The sequence below is a fragment of the Acetobacter sp. P1H12_c genome, from assembly GCF_018811975.1.
Taxonomy (GTDB): Bacteria; Pseudomonadota; Alphaproteobacteria; order Acetobacterales; family Acetobacteraceae; genus Acetobacter; species Acetobacter persici.
On the sequence record NZ_JACRVR010000006.1, the window covers coordinates 46609 to 67136 of the forward strand.

Here is a 20528-nt window from a genome sequence, read left to right on the forward strand (position 1 = left end):
GCTCTGCCTTGCTAATCTGGCATGCAGAGGCAGGGCTTGTCTGATGTTTTAGGAAAGACCAATGCTAGACGGCATGACCCCGTGAGGTGATGCCGTTTTTTATGCATACGCCTCTGGCTCTATCAGGAGGTGACCCCATGCAGGACCATGCCATTCAGGAAAGACCGGCTGAACAGGACTCTGCCCCGGAGTATGATCTGCGGCAGATCGATTGTGATCCGAATTTCTGGTACCCGGTTGCATGGTCGCATAAAGTGCGCGCCGGCAAGGCGTTCGCAGCCCGATATGCAGGGCACCCCATTGCGCTGATCCGCCCGGAAAATGGCCCTGTCTATGCACTGGAAGACCGCTGTGCGCATCGGCAGGTGCCCCTGAGCAAAGGGATGGTCGAGGGGGACTGTATCAAATGCTGCTATCACGGCTGGGCGTTTGACCGTGCGGGCAAGTGCGTCACGGTGCCTTACCTGAATAAGGAAGGAGTCGGCAGGCCCGTCAAATCGTACCCGTGCCGGGAAAAAAGCGGTCTGATTTTCGTCTTCCCCGGAGATCCTGCTCTGGCCGAGACGGTGCCTCTTCCTGAGATTGCGCAGGTGGAAAATCCGGAATTCAAGACACGCCGCTTTTATCCGCGTCTGAAGTGCCATTACACCTTCATGCATGAGAACCTGATGGACATGAACCATCAGTTCCTGCACCGGCGGCAGATGGGGTCTATCACGGCCCGCTTCATGGGGCAGGATAAAGGCGAGAATTTTCAGGAAGCCCGCTACAGCTTTGCCCGTAAAGGCGGGAATCAGCCGCTGGCTGAGGCCCTGATTTTTGGCAAGCATCGTGACATTGAAGGGCAGGAACAGCCGGTGGAGGAGATTGTCTCCATCCGCACGACCTACCCGTACCAGACTCTGCAAATTCATGACAAAGACGGCGATCTGGTGATGGACCTATGGGTGGCTTACGTGCCGCTCGGGGCTGACCAGCAGGGCACACAGACCTTCGGGCTGCTTTCCGTCAAAAAACCCAAATGGGGCTTTCTGCTGGATCTGGCGTGGCCTGTTCTGGGGATTTTCACCAACAGAATCTTTGAAGAAGACAAAGAAGTGGTTGAGCTGGAACAGAAAGCCTGGCGGGAGCTGGGTGGTGACCATAACATTGAGGTCTTCCCCATTGTGAAGGCGCTCCGCGCCCTGCTGGCCCGCAGCGGTGTGCCCAACGCAAACGCCCGACCGCTGAAAAAGGGCTGATAACCCGCATTTTTGCCTTGCAAGGGCCAGCGAAAACCGCCATATCGGCATCGCTTGGCCCAGGCCGGGACTACGCACGCGAAGCCACACACCGTCTGGTGCCCTGAGTCAAAAGGGGCCGTGCTTCGCGGAGGATTAACCAGATAAGGTAGGATACGCCCCATGGCGATGCCAGATTTCACACTCCGCCAGCTGCTTGAAGCTGGTGTTCACTTCGGTCACCACACCCGCCGCTGGAACCCGCGGATGGAGCCATACCTCTTCGGTGTGCGTAACCAGGTTCACATCATCGACCTTCAGCAGACTGTTGGCCTGCTTGACCGCGCTCTTCAGGCCATCCGTAACACGGTAGCCGGTGGTGGCCGTGTTCTGTTTGTTGGCACCAAGCGCGCTGCGGCAGACCCGATTGCTGAAGCTGCAAAGCGTTGCGGCCAGTATTACGTCAACCACCGCTGGCTGGGCGGCATGCTGACGAACTGGAAGACCATTACGGGTTCCATCAAGCGTCTGCGCCAGATTGAAGAAACGCTCGACGGCGGCACGTCCGGTCTGACCAAGAAAGAAATTCTTGAGCTGACCCGCGATCGCGACAAACTCGAACGCTCTCTCGGCGGGATCAAGGAAATGGGCGGTCTGCCCGATATCCTGTTCATCATCGACACCAACAAGGAAAAGCTTGCTGTTGAAGAAGCCAACAAGCTGGGCATCCCGGTTGTGGCGATTCTGGACAGCAATTCCGACCCGAAGGGCGTGACCTTCCCGGTTCCGGGGAACGATGACGCCATCCGCGCTATCTCCCTGTATTGCGATCTGGTCTCCTCCTCCGTTCTGGACGGGATTTCCGCAGAACTGGGTGCATCTGGTCAGGATTTCGGTGCGGCTGAAGAACTGCCGGTTGACCCGGCTCTGGAAGCAGAAGTCCCGGCCGCAGCGCCTGAAGCTGCCGCTGCTCCTGCTGCAAATTAAAGTTTTGCTGACCGGCTCTGGCATGACCTGCCAGGCCGGTTTTTCAGATAGAGTAGGTGTCTGCCCACAGGCATGACAGCCCTGTGCGCGCCCCGATGGGCGCGTTCCGGTTTTTAAGGAGATGAACTATGGCGGCCATTACCGCTGCACTGGTTAAAGAACTGCGCGAAACAACTGGCGCAGGCATGATGGATTGCAAAAAGGCTCTGAGTGAGTCTAACGGCGAAATTGAAGGTGCCATTGACTGGCTGCGCACCAAAGGTCTTGCGGCTGCTGCCAAAAAGTCCGGCCGTACCGCTGCTGAAGGTCTGGTTGCTGTTGCATCCGAAGACAAAAAAGCAGCCATGGTTGAAGTGAACGCCGAGACGGACTTTGTAGCCCGTAACGAAGCGTTCCAGAGCTTTGTGGAATCTGTTGCTCAGGTTGCCCTGAAAGTTGGCGAAGATCTGGAAGCCATCAAGGCAGCAACGCTGGCCAGTGGCCGCACGGTTGCTGATGAACTGACGCACCTGATTGCCACCATTGGTGAGAACATGTCCCTGCGTCGCGCACGCGTGCTGACGGTGCCGTCTGGCGTTGTGGCCACGTATGTGCATGGTGCCCTGCGTCCGGGCGTTGGCAAGATTGGTGTTCTGGCTGCGGTGGAAGCACCGTCCGCTTCTGACGCCATCAATCAGCTTGGCCGCCAGATCGGGATGCATGTTGCAGCAACCCGCCCGTCCGCTCTGGACGTGACCAGCCTTGACCCGGCTGAAGTCGAGCGTGAACGCGCTGTGCTGATTGATCAGGCGAAAGACTCCGGCAAGCCGGAAGCCATCATCGAAAAGATGATCGAAGGCCGTATCCGCAAGTTCTATGAAGAAGTTGTTCTTCTTGAGCAGGTGTGGGTGCATGACGGTGAAAGCCGCGTGAAGAAGGTGCTGGAGCAGGCTGGTGTGAAGCTGGCTGGCTTTGACCGCTTCCAGCTCGGCGAAGGCATTGAAAAAGAAGTCGATGACTTTGCTGCGGAAGTGGCGAAGGTCTCTGGCGTCTAAGTCAGGCGTTTTTGCACGATGATGCAGCAGGGCGGGACTTCCCTCGACAGGGAGGCTCCCGCCCTTGTGCTTTCTGCGGCCTTGCTGGGCGAAAATAATGCCCGTGTGCATGTGCTGACAGAAGAAAACGGGCTGGTGCGCGGTGTGGTCTACGGGGCCAGATCCCGCGCGGGCAGCGCGTTATGGCAGCCGGGAAATCTGGTGAAAACCCGTTTTCAGACGCGCTCCGCCGGAGGCATTGTCCGGCTTTCAGGTGAATTACTTTATGGATGCGGCTTCCGGTTGCTGGATGCCCCGCTCACACTGAGCATGGTTCAGTCCGTCTGCGTGCTGGCGGATGCGGCTTTGCCTGAGGGGGAGGCGTGTCCGGTTCTGTTTGCCCGCACAGTAAAGCTCCTCAGCTTTCTGGGGTTTGATCCGGCTGTGTCAGAGCGGGAAGGGGTGCCGGATGTGGTGCGCTGGGAATGTGCGTTGCTGACAGAACTCGGCTTCGGGCTTGACCTGTCAGCCTGTGCGGTAACGGGAGCAACAACCGGCCTTGCCTATGTGTCTCCTAAAACAGGCAAAGCCGTGTCTGAAGACGGTGCGGGGGAATGGAAAGACCGGCTTTTGCCGCTGCCGTCTTTCCTGCTGTCTGAGGAGGAAACGGGCACGCCGGAAGACTGGCTGGCGGGCTTGCGGCTGACCGGCCATTTTCTGGCGCGGGACGCGTTCGGCCAGCGGCATCGCCCTCTGCCCGCCGCGCGGGAACGGCTGATGGACCGCGTGGCGCGCCTTGCCGGAGTGCCGAATGACTCCGGAGAAACAGAAGAAGGCTAGAACAAAACGCGTCACAGCGTTATGTCTCTGCCTGTATAAGAACCGGCATCAGGTCTGGGGAGCAGGAAATGAGCGAGACATTTGAAGGCCATGTTGAGGATACCAAGCTGGCGGATGCGCTCAGTGAACGGTATCTGGCCTATGCGCTGTCCACCATCATGTCACGCTCCCTGCCGGATGTGCGGGACGGCCTCAAGCCGGTGCATCGCAGGCTGGTTTATGCCATGCACCAGCTTAAGCTGGACCCCTCTGCCGGGTTTAAAAAATGCGCCCGTGTGGTGGGTGACGTTATTGGTAAATTCCATCCGCATGGCGATGCCTCGGTCTATGAGGCGCTGGTGCGTCTGGCGCAGGAATTTGCCGCGCGTTATCCGCTGGTGGAAGGGCAGGGCAATTTCGGCTCTATTGACGGCGATAATGCTGCCGCCATGCGGTATACCGAAGCGCGCCTGACAGAAGTTGCCAAAGCCCTGCTGGATGGCATTGAAGACGATGCCGTGGATTTCCGCCCCACCTATGATGGTGAGGAGCAGGAACCGGTTGTGATGCCCGCCGCCTTCCCGAATCTGCTGGCTAATGGCGCCGCCGGCATTGCCGTGGGGATGGCGACCAGCATTCCGCCCCATAACGCGGCAGAAGTCTGTGCGGCTGCGGCTCTGCTCGTTCGTAAGCCGGAAAGCACCACGGCGGACCTGCTGGCGCTTATGCCGGGGCCGGATTTCCCGACGGGCGGAATTATAGTTGAAGATTCTGATGCCATTCTGAAAGCCTATGAGACTGGGCGTGGCGGCTTCCGTATGCGGGCGCGCTGGGACGTTGAGCAGGGGCGTTTTGGCACATGGCAGATTGTTGTGACGGAAATTCCGTATCAGGTGCAGAAATCCCGCCTGATTGAGCAGATTGCTGATCTGCTGGAGCAGAAAAAGCTGCCCTTGCTGGGCGATGTGCGGGATGAAAGCACGGACCAGATCCGGCTGGTGCTGGAACCCAAAACGCGCGGCATTGAGCCGGAAGTGCTGATGGAAACCCTGTTCCGGGCGACCACACTGGAAAGCCGCTTCCCGCTGAACATGAATGTGCTGAGCGCGGACCGCGCGCCGGGTGTTATGGGCCTGAAAGAGGTGCTGCGTGCCTGGCTGGACCACCGGCATCAGGTGCTTGAGCGCCGCAGTCGCCACCGTCTGGCGGCTGTTCTGCGGCGTCTGGAAGTTCTGGATGGTTTCCTCGCGGTTTATCTCAATCTGGATGAAGTGATCCGCATTATCCGTGAAGAGGACGACGCCAAGGCCAGCCTGATTGCGACGTTCTCCCTGACGGATTTGCAGGCCGAATCTGTTCTAAACATGCGTCTGCGGAGCCTGCGTCGCCTTGAAGAGCTGGAAATCCGGAAGGAGCATGACGGACTTTCAGCCGAGAAAGCCGAGTTGGAAACGCTTCTGGGGGATGAGAAAAAACGCTGGTCCCGCATCGGGCGGGAACTGGATGGCATGGTCAAAAAATTTGGTGACGGGTATCTGGGCAAGCGGCGCAGCACGCTCCAGTCCGCGCCTGCTCCGGTTGATATTTCCGTTGTGGAAACGGTGGAACGTGAGCCGCTGACGCTGATCCTGTCTGAAAAAGGCTGGGTGCGTGCTGTAAAAGGTCATGCGGTTGATCTGGAAAACCAGAAGTTCAAGGAAGGGGATGGCCTGCGTCTGGCAATTCCCTGCCAGAGCACGGATAAGCTCTGCTTCTTTGGTACAGACGGGCGGGCCTTTACCGTAAAAGGCGCGGATCTGCCGCGCGGGCGCGGCGATGGGCAGCCGGTGCGTCTGCTGTTTGACCTCTCGAACGATGAAGATGTAATTGCGGTCTTCCCGGTGCAGGCCGGTGCGCGCCGCCTTGTGGCGTCCAGCGCCGGGCGTGGCATGCTGGTGGATGAAGAGAGCATGGTGGCGGAAAAACGCTCCGGGCGTCAGGTACTGAACCTGAAAGGCGATGAGAGCGCACAGCTCTGCGTGCCTGCGGAGGGGGATCAGGTTGCTGTGCTGGGCAGTAACCGCCGGTTCCTGATTTTCCCGCTGGAGCAGTTGCCGGTTATGGGTCGTGGTCTGGGCGTTGGCCTGCAGAAATACGGCAAAGCCAGTGAATCTCTGAAAAATGCGGTTGTCTTCAAGGCGGAGGATGGTCTGCTCTGGCCCGGTAATGCCCGGACGCGTTCCTTTGCGGATTTGCAGACATGGGTTGGAAAACGGGCGGCCGTAGGGAAGGAAGCCCCGTCCTGGGCGTTGAAGAAGGCCTGAAGGGTTCGATGGTGAGGGCAGACGTACCGCGGCGAATGCGTGCGACGCTCTGCGCTCCGTCCGCGGCAGGGAGATTGTGTTCGCGCTTTGCTTTCTTCTCTCGTCAGATGACATGCTCTGAAAGTGGGTAAGACATGTTAGAGGGCGCAGGGGAGGTAAGACTATTTGGAGACTGGGATAGATTTTGCATCGTCACGCAACTTGATGAGCACTATTGCGGCGTATGGCTCAATGGAGAGTTGTTTTATAGAATTGATGGGCAGGATTTTGGGAGCCGGTATGGCGGTGTTTCTTTAAGAGATGCACTGTATATATCTGAGTATATTGTTGAGTCTAAAGAAAAGAGAATAAATAAAACACTTTATGATATGGCATACGAGCGTATTTTTGCGCTGATTGATGATGCGATTTATGGAGATAATGAGGAGTTATTTCAATATATTGACGAAAATGTTTTTGCTGGCGATTTTTCAATATCCATAAATGTACAATCTATGCTGGGCACTAAGATTTTTGCCGTTTCCTATAACGGGAAAACAAAAATTGTTTATTGTAAATCAGAGGATCACAAGATTTCTGGTTTAGTCTTTGATGATGGGAGCATTGATCATGCTTTTCGTAAAATTTATGAATATTTAAAAAATCTTCATGATAGGGAAGTTGAGAAAGCAGCGCTGTAATCTGAATTTTCTTTGCCGTTGCGCTGCCTGACAGGCAATAAGGCAAAGGATCAGCCTTTCAAAAAAGGCGGTTGATACTCATGGCAGCGGCGGCGTCTTCAATATTTGCCAGACACCATGCCTCAGGATTTCGGCAGGGCGAAAGCGGGATTTGTAGGACATCTTCCGGCTTTCCTGAATCCAGTAGCCTAGATACAGGTGCGGCAGCCCCAGCCGGGCGGTTTCCTCAATCAGGAACAGGATTGCCAGACTGCCGAGCGAGCGCCGGGGCAGGTCCGGATTATAAAAGCTGTAAACTGCGGAAAGTCCGTCTTCCAGCCGGTCAATCAGGCTGACAATCATCAGCTCGCCATCATCCGTGCGGAATTCAAACAGCATTGTTTCTACGGGGGTATCTTCCACCATGTTGCGGTAGTCGTCCGCGGTCATGGTGGCCATGTCACCCTCTGTATGGCGGGCCGCCTGATAGCGGCGGAAGAGGGCATATTGTTCTGGCGTGGTCACGGGCGGCAGGCCGTAGGCATGCAGGTCCGCATTATGGCGCAGGATACGCCGTTGCGTACGGTCTGGTTCAAAACGCTGCACAGGTACACGGATAGGCGTGCAGGCGGAACAGGTCTCGCACACCGGCGTATAAGCCAGCGTATGGCTGCGCCGGAAACCCGCGCGGGAGAGGCGGTTATGCAGGGCATCCGCGTTGGGGACAGCCAGATCCGCAATCACCTTGCGCTCCATCTGGCCCGGCAGATACGGGCAGGGCTGGGGCGGTGTTGTGTAGAAAAACTGCGGCTGTCGCAGTGTGGAAACCATACGTCCTGTCCGGGATAAGGGTGGCGGGCCGGGTGCGGAAACACGGCCTGCCTGACTGTAACAGCAGCACCGCCTGCATCGCACGCCCTTTCAGCAAAACGGATGTTTCACAGAACGGCGATGCAGGCGGAAGCCGGAGCATAAAGCCCCGGCGGCTCTGTTCAGACGCCGTAGGTCTGTTTGATGCGTTCTGCGGCTTCAACCGCAAAATAGGTCAGCATGCCATGTGCTCCGGCGCGGCGGAAGGCCAGCAGGCTTTCCATCACGGCGCGTTCATGGTCCAGCCAGCCATTCTGGATGGCGGCCATCAGCATCGCATATTCTCCGGACACCTGATACGCGAAGGTCGGCACGGCAAACGTGTCCCGCACCCGACGGATAATATCCAGATACGGCATGCCCGGTTTGACCATGACCATGTCGGCCCCTTCAGCAATATCCATCTCCACTTCACGCAGAGCTTCATCGCTGTTGGCGGGGTCCATCTGATAGGTCTTTTTATCGCCTTTCAGCAGGTTGCCGGAGCCCAGAGCGTCCCGGAACGGGCCGTAGAAGGCGCTGGCGTATTTGGCGGCATAGGACATGATGCGGGTATCAACAAACCCGTTTTTATCCAGATCCGTGCGGAAGCTGCCAATACGGCCATCCATCATGTCGGACGGGGCGAGGATATCCACCCCGGCGGCGGCCTGATTGACAGCCTGCTGGGAGAGAATGGTGACGGACTCATCATTCACCACATACCCATCACGGATAATGCCGTCATGGCCGTGGCTGGTGTAGGGGTCGAGCGCTACATCCCCGATCAGCCCGACATTGGGGAATTCTTTTTTCAGCAGGCGGGCGGCCCGGCACATCAGGTTATCCGGGTTCAGAGCTTCGGACCCGGTTTCATTCCGCGCTTCTGACGGCGTGATGGGGAACAGGGCCAGAGCCGGAATGCCCAGTTTGGCGGCAGGCTCCACATGGGCGGCCAGCCGGTCCAGCGTGACGCGCTGCACGCCGGGCATGGAGGCAACATCCGTGACGGAGTTGGTGCCTTCCATAAAGAAGATTGGCCAGATCAGATTGTTGATGCCCAGAGAGGATTCAGCGACCAGTCTGCGCGTGAAATCATCAAACCGGTTACGGCGAGGGCGGGCCTGAGGGAAGCGACCAGCCAGCATGGGCGGGATCTCCATTGCGTGTCGGGCGGGTCGGATCAACTGGCCGGGCACAGGAGCATGCGCGGCCGGATCAGGCAGAAACCCGACGGGGGTGAACAGCGGGGAGGGAGTATGCGCCGCTCCCCGCGTTATGCAACCCCATGCGCGCGGGGGTCAGGACCGCGCCAGAACGCTCCGGTAGCGGCCATAGCCAAGATAAATGGCCATGCCGATGGCCAGCCAGACGATCAGCCGGATCCATGTCAGCTTGTCGAGTGAGACCATGACGGCGGAGCAGGAGATGATCCCCAGCACCGGGATAATATCCCCGCCCGGCACGCGGAAGGCGCGCGGCGCATCGGGGGATTTGCGGCGCAGGACCATCACCCCCGCACAGACCAGCACAAACGCCAGAAGCGTGCCGATGGACGTCATGTGCCCAAGGTCAGAAATAGGCAGGAAGGCGCTGAGCAGGCAGGTGATCACCATAAAGAAGATGTTGGACAGCCAGGGCGTCTGAAATTTGGGATGCGTGCGGCTGAACATGGGCGGCAGCAGACCATCGCGCGACATGGCGAAGAACACCCGGCTCTGCCCAAGCAGCATGCCCATCAGCACCGAGGTAAAGCCGCAGATAATCCCGATTTTTACGGCAAGCTGGAGCCAGTGGTAGGGCGTGCGGTTAATGGCGGTGGCCACGGGTGCGGCATCGCCCAGCATATCCTTGTAATTGACCAGACCGGTCATGACGAAGGAGAAGGCGATATACGCCAGAGAGCAGACCAGCAGGCTGCCGAGAATACCGATGGGCATATCACGCGCCGGATTTTTGGTTTCCTGCGCCGTGGTGGAAACGGCGTCAAACCCGACATAGGCGAAGAAGATGGTGCCCGCGGCCCGCATGATGCCCGACCAGCCATAATGGCCGAACGTGCCATCATTGGGCGGAATGAACGGGTGGTAGTTAGACGGGTTGATATAGGAAAGCCCGAAGCCGATGAAGGCTGCAATCACCAGCAGTTTGATCACAACGATGATGGCGTTGACTTTGGCAGACTGGGAAATACCCCGGATGAGAATGAAGGACACCAGCCCGATAATGAAGACGGCGGGCAGGTTCATCAGCCCGGCTGTTACGCTACCATCAGGCATCTGCACGGTTTCAAACGGTGAGGCTGTGAGGCGTGGTGGAAGAACAAGCCCCCACGAATCCAGCAGAGAGACCACATAGCGTGACCAGCTGACCGCCACCGTGGCGGCCCCTACGGCATATTCCAGCACCAGATCCCAGCCGATAATCCACGCCATCAGTTCCCCCAGCGTAACATACGCATAGGTGTAGGCACTGCCGGCAATGGGGATCATGCTGGCGAGTTCACTATAGCACAGCCCTGCGAATCCGCAGGCGATCGCGGCGATCAGGAAGGAGAGAATAACGGCTGGTCCGGCATTTTCAGACGCGGCGATGCCTGTCAGAGAAAAAAGACCAGCGCCGATGGTCGCCCCGACACCAAGAGCAACAAGACTACCCGGACCAAGAACACGCTTAAGACCCTGCGAGGTTTCCAGCTTGTCTAAAGGCATGCAGCGCGTAAGGAATGACGCTGCGGAAGATGCAGGCCTTTGCGTCATAGAGTTTTCTCTCCTGTCTCGACCGTGAACAAAACCACGTATAGAGCAATTGGTGGTCTTCGTCCCATAGAGAGGCTAGAGTGTCTCTCTTAGCAAGATGTGTTTTAAACGTAACGAACGGCCCGGCATTTCATAGGACAGTGTAACGGGGCGGTTGAACGAGATAAATGAGGAGCTCCTGATGAGCCAGACGGATCTGGATCGTTTCTTTCACGCGCCGGTTACAAAGACGGATCCGGATGTTGCGGCCGCACTTGCCAGTGAACTGAAGCGGCAGCAGGACGGCATTGAACTGATTGCCAGCGAAAACATGGTGTCTGAAGCCGTGTTGCAGGCTCAGGGCAGCGTGCTGACCAACAAATATGCGGAAGGCTATCCCGGCCGCCGCTATTATGGCGGGTGCTCCGAGGTCGATAAAATTGAAACACTGGCTATTGAGCGCGTAAAAACGCTGTTTGGGGCTGGTTTTGCCAACGTGCAGCCGCACTCTGGCGCCAACGCCAATCAGGCCGCGTTCATGGCGCTCTCCAAGCCCGGTGACACCGTTCTGGGCATGAGCCTTGCGGCCGGTGGCCACCTGACGCATGGGGCCGCCCCGAACTATTCCGGCAAGTGGTTCAATGCCGTGCAGTATGGCGTCCGCAAGGAAGATGGCCTGCTGGACTATGAGGAAATGGAACGTCTGGCCCGCGAGACAACGCCCACCCTGATTGTGGCTGGTGGCTCTGCCTATCCGCGGATCATCGACTTTGCCCGCTTCCGCCGCATTGCGGATGAAGTTGGCGCATTCCTGATGGTCGATATGGCTCATTTTGCTGGTCTGGTGGCTGCTGGCCTCTATCCCAACCCGCTTGAGCACGCGCATGTGGTGACGTCCACCACGCATAAAACGCTGCGTGGCCCGCGTGGGGGGCTGATCCTGACCAACGATGAAGCGCTGGCCAAAAAGATCAACTCCGCCGTCTTCCCCGGTCTGCAGGGTGGTCCGCTGATGCACGTTATTGCCGGTAAGGCCGTGGCGTTTGGCGAGGCGCTTGAGCCGAAATTCAAGGAATACCAGAAAGCCGTTCAGAAAAACGCCAATGTTCTGGCGGAAGTTCTGGTGGAACGCGGCTTTGATATCGTGACGGGTGGGACGGACTCTCACCTGCTGCTGGTTGACCTGCGGCCCAAGAAAGTGACCGGCAAGGCCGCCGAGCATGCTCTGGAACGCGCAGGCATTACCGCTAATAAAAACGCTATTCCGTTTGACCCGGAAAAGCCTGCCATTACCTCTGGCGTGCGTCTGGGCAGCCCGGCAGCCACGGCGCGCGGCTTCCGTGAAGCGGAATTCCGCCAGATTGGTGAAATGATTGACGAAGTACTGACCGCGCTGGCTGCGTCTGGCGGGGAAGGCGATGCAGCGGTTGAAAACGCTGTGCATGACCGTGTGCGTGCGCTGTGCGCCCGCTTCCCGATCTATAATCGCTAAAACAAAATCCCTCCGGGGCCGGGCTTCGGCTCAGGCTCCGGAGGGATGTTTTCAGGTGCAGCGGGCCAGTCTGACGGCTGTATGCCCGCGCATCGGCCTGAGGTTGGGCATGACCAGCAGGCAGTTCTCATACGGGGTGCGGATTTCTTCACATCCGTCAAATGCCAGAAGAGTCCCTGCTTTTTTAATGACTTCCCCGCTGCGGAAGGGCCTCGCAAAAACAAAGCGGGACGTGCAGGCCAGCACATGATCTGTCACCGTGACCTGCCGGGTTTTCTGGCGGCAGGGGGACCGAAGATTTTTGGGCGAGACGGTGCCCATCTGCTCCAGAAACGTCTGACAGACATTCAGAGCCAGTGTCGCGGCTTCGGGCTGCCAGTGCTGCCCGGCCTCCAGCAGGCAGGCCCGGGCCGTTGTGCGGTTGGAGGCAAAGCGCACATAATCAATCAGCCGGGGGCCTTCTTCATGCCCGCTATCCTGCACAATAAGAGGCGGGGGCGGCTGGAAGGTGGCGAGTGCCGTGGCCAGCGCACAGCTTTTTTCTGTCAGGCCACTTAAAAAAAGCGGGTCGGCAGGCCAGAGCATGGAGTGCAGGTCCAGCAACGCATCCACTGTATTGAGAATGGGGGCCACTGCGCGTACGCGTTCCATCTCATAGGATGTATGGCCAGAGGCCATCAGCCCCGGCTCCCACAGGCGGTTCATATCCTCATCAATAAAGCGGGAGAGTGTGGGGCGGCCCGGATCGAATCGTGCAAAAGCCGCCAGATTAAGAAAAATCAGACTGAGGCGGCCACGTTCCGGTCGCACTTCCTGCCTCAGCAGATGAGCCAGCGCGCAGGCCCCGCTATATTCATTGCCGTGCATAAGGGCGGTGATGGCAACATGCGGGCCAGGGTGAGAGGCTTCAAAGTGATAAGCGCCGGGAACCCCGCAATTGCCCTCCTGCCAGCGGCTGAGGTCAGGTGGCGGTAAGGCGATTTCAAACCGCGGCAGCGGAAGCTGGGGTGGCGGCAGTGTTTCTGAAAGCGTACGAAGACGGATGCGTCCCTGTTGCGTGTTCTGGCGACGGGACGCACAACTCATGACGAAACCCAGCCTGTTATGGGGTTTGGCAGGGGGGCGCTTTCGCCAGATGAGGGGGTAAGGCACAGCATGGCGAGGGAAGTATTATCTCCCTTGGCTCATGCTGCAATCCCGTCGCTCTCAGGACTCGCCGGCAAGGGTCACAATGCTGGGATGTTTGCGTGAGGTATCGTTACGGAACCCGTCCCGTAGCCCGGCAAGCATGAGTGCCCGGATATGCGGGACTGTCCGGTTTTTCCAGTAGAGTTTCAGAATACTGAGCAGTAGCAGGGGGGCAAAAGGCAGAAACAGGCCGCCCGCAATTTTTTTGTAAAAAAGAATCCTGTTCCGCACGATGTAGTAAATTTTCCACCGGTTGCGCGCAAAGCTGACGGTTGTCTTGCAGTCATGATTAAAACGAACGGCGGGAACAAACAGGATTTTGCGGCCCAGACAGCGTAATTTCCACGCGTAGAGGGTATCATCCGCGTAGATGAACAGGTCTGTCTGTGGCAGGCCCAACGGGCCGCGCACCAGATCCGAGCGGACAAAAAAGCCGACGAAAGAGGCGTAATCAACGGGCAGAGGTTTGTTTTGCCGGTAGATGGACGGGTCAATGGCAAAGGTGGGTTTGCGGCTTTTGAGAAGGCGCAGGAGGCCGCGCCCGCTGGTAAAGGGGTTCAGGCCGGGGCGATTCATGTCACAGACCGCGCCACCGGGGAAATAGACCGCCGCGGCCACGCCGCCCACTGCAGGGGGCAGAGGCAGGGACTGAAAAACGCTCAGGGCGTCAGGCTGCGGCCAGGCATCATCATCAAAACAGACCATCCATTCACAGTCTGTGTGGTGCGCAGCATACTCCATGCCCCGCGCAAACCCGCCAGCGCCCCCGCTATTGACGGTTTCATGCAGGCAATGCAGGCGCGGGTCTGTCTGGGTTTCCAGCCAGTCCTGTGTGCCATCCTGACTGGCGTTATTCACCACCACCACGGCTGAAAACTTCTGGGCAAGCGTGTGGTCCAGAACCGTTTTCAGCATGGCCAGCCGGTTACAGGTGACAATAACGGCTGCCACCGTGCACGGCGTGTGTCCTGCCGGCGTGGAGGGGGGCTGGGGCATGTGGGTTTACAGCGCCTGTTTGAGGCGGGACGCCACGCCGGACAACGGCCTGCGCAGCGGGTGGGGGAGCAGATGCCAGCCACGTGTCAGCACGCGGCGCAGCAGGCTGTGGCGGAAGGGGGCCGGGTCATCCCCCGGTCCGGCCTCACCATTAAAGACGGATTCATACCAGAAGGTTCTGCGCAGGAAGTACCAGTAGAAAAAGCTTAGCGGTGCGCGGCGGTTGTTCCAGGGTTTGGCTTCATACCCGGCGTAATGCACAATTTTGGGGTCTTTGAGGTCTTCAAGAACCTTGGCGCGCCAGTCGGCATTCAGGTGCGGGAAGATCTCGCGGATGCTGTTGACGCAGTTCCAGGACGTATCCAGCATTTTCACTTTGCCGATCAGATATTTGTTCAGAATATCCTGATCAAGGAACCAGTAGCGCCGGTTGCTGAGGTCTTTGATGGCAGCGTCGGAAATATTGGCGGCCCGGAAGGCGTCAAGGTCAAACAGGATCACGCCCGCCTGAAAATACGCATCGCCCCGGCCTTGCAGGCCCAGATACTCGCTCAGATACTGGCTGGCGGGCAGGGCGCCCGTTTCTTCCATGGAGCGGATCCCGGCCTTTACGAAGTTCTTCATGATCAGGTCAGGCGTGGCTCCAATGACGGCGCCGTTCAGAGGGGTGTCCCACAGGCGGCACAGGTCGGCCAGAACAATGGTGTCACAGTCAATATAGAGGGCACGCTTATGGTTTTGCAGAAGCTGTCCCAGCGAGAGCCGGTAGAACGTCGCCGGTGAAAAATGCATATGCGTGCTGATGCCGCGATACATATGCTGGCAGTCCAGAAAGGTCAGGCTGCCTTTGCTGGCAGGCAGGCCCATATGGAACTGCCGCCGCAGAAGATTGCGTTTGAGCGGCGGGATGCCGCCATCCAGCACAATCAGGTCCAGAAAGCGGTCAGGGTCGAAGGACGCCTTGATGGATTCCAGCAGAGCGGCCAGATGCGGCACAAAGTTTTCATCCGCCGCGGTAACAAGGGTGACAGTGTTTGCCGCTGGGGCCGCAGGGCTTTTGGGAAGGACAACTTCCTTGCCGGTTTTGGTATTTTCAAAAAAGCAGCGCGCGCGTTCAATCACGCCCGTTTTAGGCACATGGGGCGAGGCCATGAAGACATTGAACAGCCGCTCCCCCAGATAGCCGTAAATGCGGCGTGCCTGAGCGGAATAATTGGTCAGATCGGCTTTGCGTTCCACTTCTGCCAGAATGGCAAAGAGCCACGCGCAATAGGTGTCAAACAGGTCCCGCCGGAAGATAAAGACGTTGGTGAAGTAGCCTTCATCCGCTGCCATGACTGTATCAAACGCGGGCAGATCATCGGGATACAGGTCGGCAATAACGGACCGCGTCAGTGCGAGGTCATGCGCGAAGTGGTAATCGGCTTCCACATAATGCTGGTAGAAGGAGGTGAAGCCGACATTCCGCACAGACCATTTCTCGGGGAGAATGGCGCAGGCGTCCGGTGTGTTTTCAATCGTCTTACGGACCGTGGCGGCGTTCAGGCCCATCTGTTTGAGGGTCTGGGGCGTCATGTCCGGCAGAGGGATACAGCCGAACTGGTCAGTCTTCAGCCCTGTGCAGGCAAAGTCCAGAAAGCGCCGGTAATGCATGAAGCCGATCCACGCGGCATCCGGGTCATTTTTCCAGGCCCAGTAGAGTGCTGTCAGCTCACAATATTCCCGGTTTTTGCTGGAAATATTGTCACCGGTGTCATCCCCGCGCATTGGCAGAGTGGTGGTGGCAAGCGCACGACCAACCTGAATGGGGCGGAAGACGTCATCTTCAAACGCAATGCCCGCAGCATGATGGCAGACATAAATATGAACCGGGCCTAAGCCGGGCTGGCTGGCGCTCATCGGGCGTTCTCTGTGCAGATCATGGCGTTATGGTCCACTCTTTTGGGGCCGTGTTCAAGAGGCAGATGGGCGGCGGGGGGCAGGTTTTCCGCTGCGTGGTGCGCGGGGGGCGGCATCCTGCCCAGAGGCATCCTTTCCGGTGGCGTCCGGCAAGGCCTGATCCTGTGAGAGAATACGCAGGCGCACCGAGGCCCCGAGTTCAATCTGCCGGAGCTTCTTGCGTTCCGCCGCCGCGCAGAGTGTCAGGGCAGAGCCGGTCTGGCCTGCGCGGCCTGTGCGGCCAATACGGTGCAGATACGCTTCCGGCTGATCCGGCGGGTCATAATTCACCACGGTTTTCACGGCAGGCAGGTCCAGCCCGCGTGCCGCAATATCGGTTGCCACCAGCACCATAAGCTTGCCTTCGGCATAGCTGGCGACGGTCGCGTTGCGCTGCGCCTGAGACAGATCGGCATGCAGAGGGGCTGCCTGAATACGGGCTTTTTTGAGGGTGGCAGCCAGAAGATCAGCTTCGGCTTTGGTTTTGACAAAGACAATGGCGCGGTTGGTGCGGTCGCGCATAAAAAACTGCCGCAGGAAGCCGGTTTTCTGCGCGGGTTCCACAAAGACGGCGCCCTGACGGATCGGCCCGCGTTTTTCAGCCGACCGGGTGATCCGGATCTCTTCGGGCCGTCGCAGGAGCTGCTGCACGGTCTGCTTCAGGGCATCCGGCAGGGTGGCGGAAAAGAACAGCGTCTGCCGGACAGGCGGCAGAAGGCTGACAATGGCCGCACTTTCCTCAAAAAATTCAGGGGAGAACAGGCGGTCCCCTTCATCCATCACGACGCGGGTGCAGGAGGCGAGCAGAATTTCTCCGCCATCGGCAAAGTCCAGCAGGCGTCCGGGGGTGGCAATCAGCACACGCGGTCCATCATGCAGCAGGCGCTCGGCCTGATGCGCACGGTCTGCACCGCCATAGAGCGGGATAACGGCAATGCTGCCAGCTTTCTGGCGGGAGTTGTCGGCCTTCAGGCCCAGACAGGTTCTGAAAACGCGGGCCGTCTGCAAGGCTAGTTCTCGCGTCGGGACCATGACCAGCACGTCCTGCTCGCGTTTGCTTTCCAGAAGCTGTTGCAGCATGGGCAGGGCATATGCTGCCGTTTTGCCCGTGCCTGTAGGGGCAATGGCCAGAATATCTTTCCCGGCGAGGGCTGCTGGAATGGCGGCCTGCTGGATGGGTGTTGGCTCTTCCATGCCAGCCTGTGCGGCCCATGTGCACAAAGACGGCAGAAGGCCCATTGCCTCAAAGCTGTTGGACATGCTGTGTGGTATCCGTCCTGACCGGGTGTGAAACGAGAAAAAAGCAGGGGAGCCTGATGGCTGAAGACGTATATGCCGGAAAGGTGCCGGGTTCAAACCCTGTCTCTGCTCTGGTGGTAGGGGAAGATTTTGCTGGCATGCGTTCTCAGGCGCTCGGGCTGGCAGGCCGTGCGGGGTGGGAAAGCCGTTTTCAGGCGGTCAGCCCGTCCCGTCTGGCGCGGCTGATGCTGGCCGGACCGCAGGTTCTGGCCCGGCCTTTCCTCCGCACGGCTTCCGGGGCGCGGCTGGCAGGCATGGCTGATCTGGCTCGGGCGGATGTGGTGATCAGCATTGGCGGTAAAGGGGGGGCAGTCGGTGCGGCTTTGCGCGCACCGGGGCGTCGGCCTGTGGTGCAGGTGCAGAACCCGCGCCAGTCTCTGGACCGGTTTGATCTGATTGTGGCCTGTGATCATGATGAGATTACCGGCCCCAATGTTCTGCTCGGGCGTACAGCCCTGCACGGTCTGACGCCGGAGGTGCTGGCACAGGCCCGTACGCACTGGGCCCCCCGGTTTGCGGCTCTGCCGCGCCCGCTCATTGCGGGGCTGGTCGGTGGTTCCAACGGGCGTTTTACATTTGGTGTGCCGGAAGCGCACCGGCTGGGCACGCTGCTGGCGGGGGCCGTAACGGCGCAGGGCGGCAGCCTGATTGTCACCCCCTCCCGCCGGACGGACCCGGAGGCTCTGCGGGTGCTGACTGAACTGGTGGAAGGAGCCGGAGGCACGGTCTGGAACGGGGAGGGCGATAACCCGTATCAGGGGCTGGTAGCCTGTGCGGATACGCTTGTGGTGACGATGGATAGCGTCTCCATGGTGTCCGAAGCCGTGGCCGGGTCAGCCAGCGTATTTGTTTTTCCTCTGCCGGGCCGGTCCCGGCGCATTACCCGCTTTTTGCAAGGGCTGGAAGCCGCCGGGCGTATTCGTATGCTGGAGCCGGAAAGCCCGGCACAGAGACTGACACCGTGGGTTGCGGCTCCGCTGGATGATACGCCGGAGCTTATCGCGGAGATGCACCGTCGGCTGGGATTCTAGGGGCTGTGTTTCGCAGATCGGTCAGTGACTTCCCGCCCGCGGGCGCTTAAGAGAAACAGGCAAAGCAGAACCAGAGGAAAAGCCATGAACAAGCAGCAACCCGGTGGCGTGGTGTTCAGAACCCTTGTGCAGATTAATGCCGGACGGTCCTTTCTGGCCAATCTGGGTGGTTTTGTCTGCGTGGCCTTTATGCTTGGCCTTGCCAACATTTTTTGTCGGGGTGTGCTGCATACCGACCTGATGTTTGAATTACGGCTGCTGATTGTTGCTGTTGCGCTGTATTTTTTTATCCCGCCGCTTGTCCTCTGGCTGTGGATGGGCCGGACGTCCGATACGCAGTAAATAAAGTCTGAAAGCCGCCCCTCTTTTTGTTGCCGGTGCTGTCTGCCCGGCAGGCGCAGGGGTAGGAGCCGCGCGTTATCCGTGCTTTAGGACAGGACCATAACAACGAGGTTGATTATGGATAGTAATGTTAAGTGCCCCAAATGCAGTTCCGCCTATGCGTATCAGGATGGCGCATTGTGGATCTGCCCGGAGTGCGGGCATGAATGGAGCCAGCAGGATCAGGCCGCAGACGCGGACGGTGTGGATGGCGTTGCAGAAATCCGGGATGCGAACGGCAATGTGCTGGCGGATGGAGATACTGTGACCGTGATCAAGGATCTGAAGGTCAAAGGATCATCTCTGGTGGTCAAAGGCGGCACGAAAGTAAAAGGTATCCGCCTGACAGATGGCGGGGACGGGCATGACATTGCCTGCAAGATCCCCGTGATCGGGGCCATGAACCTGAAATCTGAATTTGTAAAGAAGTCCTGAGGGCAGGGCGGGGCAGCCCGCCCTTTTTAAACCCAGATTGTTCCCAGCAGAATGAGCGTGCCGACAATCAGGGCAGCCACATGCCGCATGACGTGCTCCGGCGAGTCCGGCGGCAGTACCAGATAATACTGAACGCAGTAGGCCATCAGGGCGCAGCCGATAATCACCAGAATGATGCGGACAATGGGGAAGGAAGAAAAATCACGCGGGTCAAGCTGCATGGTGTGGTTTTCTCCCTTCGGGCGCTGGTCTTTGCGTTATGTGCCTGAAAAAGCCGATGCCGGGTAGCCTTGCGCGAACAGGGCTGTCCTGAGAGACGTCTGGTTGATCTGGGCTGCAATGGCTTTGCGCACGACCGGCTTGGCGTGGAAGGCCAGCCCCAGCCCGGCTTTTTTCAGCATCGGCAGGTCATTCGCGCCATCCCCGATGGCCAGTGTTTCCGCGACGGGAATATCGCGTTCGGCCGCCAGACGCTCCAGCAGGGCCAGCTTGGTGTCCGGCCCCAGAACCGGGTGGCCGGTCTCGCCGGTCAGAACGCCCTGTGCATCATCGAGTATCAGCGTATTGGCGTGGTCTTCATCAAACCCGCACAGACCTGCTACGCGGGCCGTGAAGAAGGTGAATCCGCCAGACACAAGAGCCGTATGGGCCCCGTGGGCATGCATGGTCTGCACGAGGGTTTTTGCGCCCTCATTCAGCGTGACATCGTTCCATGCTTTTTCCAGCAAAGCGGAGGGAAAGCCTTTGAGCAAAGCTACGCGTTCCCGCAGAGCCGTGGCAAAATCCAGCTCACCATTCATGGAGCGGGTGGTAATGGCGGCAATTTTTTCGCCAATGCCTGCGTGGGCCGCCAGATCATCCAGCGTTTCATTCGCGACGATGGTGCTGTCCATGTCAGAGACCAGCAGGCGTTTGCGTCGGCTGGCCTGATGTGTCAGGACCGCATCAATCGCTCGGCCTTCCAGCGCAGCATGCAGGGCAGGCAGGCGCTCCGCCGCTGTGGCAGGGCAGGGGATATCCACCGCTTCTTCCGGTGAGAGAAGGGTGACGTCCCGTGCGCCGTCCAGCGTATCGCGCGCAAGGGCGATGGTGGCGTTATCAAGGGTGGTGGCGTCGCGTTGTGCGACAAGTGTCAGAACAAAGCTCATCATTTCAGATCGGTGTGTGACAGGAATGCCTG

General features: G+C 58.7%; 19 protein-coding genes. 10 read left to right on the plus strand and 9 right to left on the minus strand.

What is annotated here, in order from left to right; translation table 11 throughout:
- Window positions 1–137 precede the first annotated feature (137 nt).
- The 6 genes from KP699_RS05990 to KP699_RS06015 all read left to right on the plus strand — a co-directional run bounded on the left by KP699_RS05990 (window position 138) and on the right by KP699_RS06015 (window position 7022).
- Window positions 138–1241 (plus strand): aromatic ring-hydroxylating dioxygenase subunit alpha, encoded by a 1104-nt coding sequence (locus tag KP699_RS05990; protein WP_215761961.1) that lies wholly within the window; start codon window positions 138–140, stop codon window positions 1239–1241.
- Window positions 1242–1403: 162 nt separating this feature from the next.
- Window positions 1404–2207: a 30S ribosomal protein S2 gene (gene rpsB / locus KP699_RS05995; RefSeq protein ID WP_077931281.1), complete on the plus strand. Its 804-nt coding sequence runs from the start codon at window positions 1404–1406 to the stop codon at window positions 2205–2207.
- A 128-nt stretch (window positions 2208–2335) separates the two neighbouring features.
- Window positions 2336–3241 carry a translation elongation factor Ts gene (gene tsf / locus KP699_RS06000; protein ID WP_215761962.1) on the plus strand — a complete coding sequence of 302 codons (906 nt, stop codon included), beginning with the start codon at window positions 2336–2338 and terminating at the stop codon, window positions 3239–3241.
- Between the two features lie 18 nt (window positions 3242–3259).
- Window positions 3260–4060, plus strand: coding sequence for a DNA repair protein RecO (gene recO, locus KP699_RS06005; protein ID WP_215761963.1), 801 nt, complete (start codon window positions 3260–3262; stop codon window positions 4058–4060).
- Window positions 4061–4128: 68 nt separating this feature from the next.
- Entirely contained in the window at window positions 4129–6342 is a 2214-nt protein-coding gene (gene parC, locus KP699_RS06010; protein WP_215761964.1) for a DNA topoisomerase IV subunit A, read from the plus strand.
- Window positions 6343–6476: 134 nt separating this feature from the next.
- The gene (locus KP699_RS06015; protein WP_215761965.1) at window positions 6477–7022 is read left to right on the plus strand and encodes an Imm42 family immunity protein; all 546 of its coding nucleotides are present in this window, start codon (window positions 6477–6479) and stop codon (window positions 7020–7022) included.
- Window positions 7023–7100: 78 nt separating this feature from the next.
- On the opposite strand, the gene KP699_RS06020 is transcribed toward KP699_RS06015, so the two are convergent.
- From KP699_RS06020 to KP699_RS06030, 3 genes are all read right to left on the minus strand, one after another.
- The gene (locus KP699_RS06020; RefSeq protein WP_215761966.1) at window positions 7101–7832 is read right to left on the minus strand and encodes an arginyltransferase; all 732 of its coding nucleotides are present in this window, start codon (window positions 7830–7832) and stop codon (window positions 7101–7103) included.
- Between the two features lie 161 nt (window positions 7833–7993).
- Window positions 7994–8998, minus strand: a complete 1005-nt coding sequence (gene hemB, locus KP699_RS06025) for a porphobilinogen synthase (protein ID WP_215761967.1) — start codon at window positions 8996–8998, stop codon at window positions 7994–7996.
- A gap of 153 nt (window positions 8999–9151) precedes the next feature.
- Window positions 9152–10609, minus strand: a complete 1458-nt coding sequence (locus KP699_RS06030) for an amino acid permease (protein WP_025827134.1) — start codon at window positions 10607–10609, stop codon at window positions 9152–9154.
- A 181-nt stretch (window positions 10610–10790) separates the two neighbouring features.
- On the opposite strand from KP699_RS06030, the gene glyA reads away from it, so the two are divergent.
- Complete coding sequence (gene glyA / locus KP699_RS06035; protein WP_215761968.1) at window positions 10791–12080, plus strand: serine hydroxymethyltransferase; 1290 nt, start codon at window positions 10791–10793, stop codon at window positions 12078–12080.
- A 51-nt stretch (window positions 12081–12131) separates the two neighbouring features.
- Here the strand turns inward: glyA and KP699_RS06040 are convergent, their stop codons facing one another.
- The 4 genes from KP699_RS06040 to KP699_RS06055 all read right to left on the minus strand — a co-directional run bounded on the left by KP699_RS06040 (window position 12132) and on the right by KP699_RS06055 (window position 17462).
- On the minus strand, window positions 12132–13166 hold the full coding sequence (locus KP699_RS06040) for a succinylglutamate desuccinylase/aspartoacylase family protein (protein ID WP_215761969.1): 1035 nt from the start codon (window positions 13164–13166) through the stop codon (window positions 12132–12134).
- 120 nt (window positions 13167–13286) lie between these two features.
- The gene (locus KP699_RS06045; RefSeq protein WP_215761970.1) at window positions 13287–14264 is read right to left on the minus strand and encodes a glycosyltransferase; all 978 of its coding nucleotides are present in this window, start codon (window positions 14262–14264) and stop codon (window positions 13287–13289) included.
- Between the two features lie 6 nt (window positions 14265–14270).
- Window positions 14271–16163 (minus strand): DUF4422 domain-containing protein, encoded by a 1893-nt coding sequence (locus tag KP699_RS06050; protein WP_215761971.1) that lies wholly within the window; start codon window positions 16161–16163, stop codon window positions 14271–14273.
- A 54-nt stretch (window positions 16164–16217) separates the two neighbouring features.
- Window positions 16218–17462 (minus strand): DEAD/DEAH box helicase, encoded by a 1245-nt coding sequence (locus tag KP699_RS06055; protein WP_215761972.1) that lies wholly within the window; start codon window positions 17460–17462, stop codon window positions 16218–16220.
- Window positions 17463–17518: 56 nt separating this feature from the next.
- Between KP699_RS06055 and KP699_RS06060 the strand changes: the two genes are divergently transcribed.
- The 3 genes from KP699_RS06060 to KP699_RS06070 all read left to right on the plus strand — a co-directional run bounded on the left by KP699_RS06060 (window position 17519) and on the right by KP699_RS06070 (window position 19348).
- On the plus strand, window positions 17519–18532 hold the full coding sequence (locus tag KP699_RS06060; RefSeq protein ID WP_215761973.1) for a mitochondrial fission ELM1 family protein: 1014 nt from the start codon (window positions 17519–17521) through the stop codon (window positions 18530–18532).
- 84 nt (window positions 18533–18616) lie between these two features.
- The gene (locus tag KP699_RS06065; RefSeq protein ID WP_215761974.1) at window positions 18617–18874 is read left to right on the plus strand and encodes a hypothetical protein; all 258 of its coding nucleotides are present in this window, start codon (window positions 18617–18619) and stop codon (window positions 18872–18874) included.
- A gap of 117 nt (window positions 18875–18991) precedes the next feature.
- Entirely contained in the window at window positions 18992–19348 is a 357-nt protein-coding gene (locus KP699_RS06070) for a zinc ribbon domain-containing protein YjdM (protein WP_215761975.1), read from the plus strand.
- A gap of 26 nt (window positions 19349–19374) precedes the next feature.
- On the opposite strand, the gene KP699_RS06075 is transcribed toward KP699_RS06070, so the two are convergent.
- Window positions 19375–19569, minus strand: coding sequence for a hypothetical protein (locus KP699_RS06075; RefSeq protein ID WP_077931294.1), 195 nt, complete (start codon window positions 19567–19569; stop codon window positions 19375–19377).
- Between the two features lie 36 nt (window positions 19570–19605).
- The gene (gene serB, locus KP699_RS06080) at window positions 19606–20499 is read right to left on the minus strand and encodes a phosphoserine phosphatase SerB (protein ID WP_086655058.1); all 894 of its coding nucleotides are present in this window, start codon (window positions 20497–20499) and stop codon (window positions 19606–19608) included.
- Window positions 20500–20528 lie beyond the last annotated feature (29 nt).

Excerpts from the sequence above, each read along its gene's own strand:
- KP699_RS06075 (WP_077931294.1), bottom strand. The coding sequence starts at position 19,569 with ATGCAGCTTGACCCGCGTGATTTTTCTTCCTTCCCCATTGTCCGCATC.
- KP699_RS06020 (WP_215761966.1), bottom strand. The coding sequence starts at position 7,832 with ATGGTTTCCACACTGCGACAGCCGCAGTTTTTCTACACAACACCGCCC.
- KP699_RS06070 (WP_215761975.1), top strand. The coding sequence starts at position 18,992 with ATGGATAGTAATGTTAAGTGCCCCAAATGCAGTTCCGCCTATGCGTAT.
- rpsB (WP_077931281.1), top strand. The coding sequence starts at position 1,404 with ATGGCGATGCCAGATTTCACACTCCGCCAGCTGCTTGAAGCTGGTGTT.
- parC (WP_215761964.1), top strand. The coding sequence starts at position 4,129 with ATGAGCGAGACATTTGAAGGCCATGTTGAGGATACCAAGCTGGCGGAT.
- KP699_RS06015 (WP_215761965.1), top strand. The coding sequence starts at position 6,477 with ATGTTAGAGGGCGCAGGGGAGGTAAGACTATTTGGAGACTGGGATAGA.
- hemB (WP_215761967.1), bottom strand. The coding sequence starts at position 8,998 with ATGCTGGCTGGTCGCTTCCCTCAGGCCCGCCCTCGCCGTAACCGGTTT.
- KP699_RS05990 (WP_215761961.1), top strand. The coding sequence starts at position 138 with ATGCAGGACCATGCCATTCAGGAAAGACCGGCTGAACAGGACTCTGCC.
- serB (WP_086655058.1), bottom strand. The coding sequence starts at position 20,499 with ATGATGAGCTTTGTTCTGACACTTGTCGCACAACGCGACGCCACCACC.
- KP699_RS06030 (WP_025827134.1), bottom strand. The coding sequence starts at position 10,609 with ATGACGCAAAGGCCTGCATCTTCCGCAGCGTCATTCCTTACGCGCTGC.
- recO (WP_215761963.1), top strand. The coding sequence starts at position 3,260 with ATGATGCAGCAGGGCGGGACTTCCCTCGACAGGGAGGCTCCCGCCCTT.
- glyA (WP_215761968.1), top strand. The coding sequence starts at position 10,791 with ATGAGCCAGACGGATCTGGATCGTTTCTTTCACGCGCCGGTTACAAAG.
- KP699_RS06065 (WP_215761974.1), top strand. The coding sequence starts at position 18,617 with ATGAACAAGCAGCAACCCGGTGGCGTGGTGTTCAGAACCCTTGTGCAG.
- tsf (WP_215761962.1), top strand. The coding sequence starts at position 2,336 with ATGGCGGCCATTACCGCTGCACTGGTTAAAGAACTGCGCGAAACAACT.
- KP699_RS06060 (WP_215761973.1), top strand. The coding sequence starts at position 17,519 with ATGGCTGAAGACGTATATGCCGGAAAGGTGCCGGGTTCAAACCCTGTC.
- KP699_RS06055 (WP_215761972.1), bottom strand. The coding sequence starts at position 17,462 with ATGTCCAACAGCTTTGAGGCAATGGGCCTTCTGCCGTCTTTGTGCACA.
- KP699_RS06050 (WP_215761971.1), bottom strand. The coding sequence starts at position 16,163 with ATGAGCGCCAGCCAGCCCGGCTTAGGCCCGGTTCATATTTATGTCTGC.
- KP699_RS06045 (WP_215761970.1), bottom strand. The coding sequence starts at position 14,264 with ATGCCCCAGCCCCCCTCCACGCCGGCAGGACACACGCCGTGCACGGTG.
- KP699_RS06040 (WP_215761969.1), bottom strand. The coding sequence starts at position 13,166 with ATGAGTTGTGCGTCCCGTCGCCAGAACACGCAACAGGGACGCATCCGT.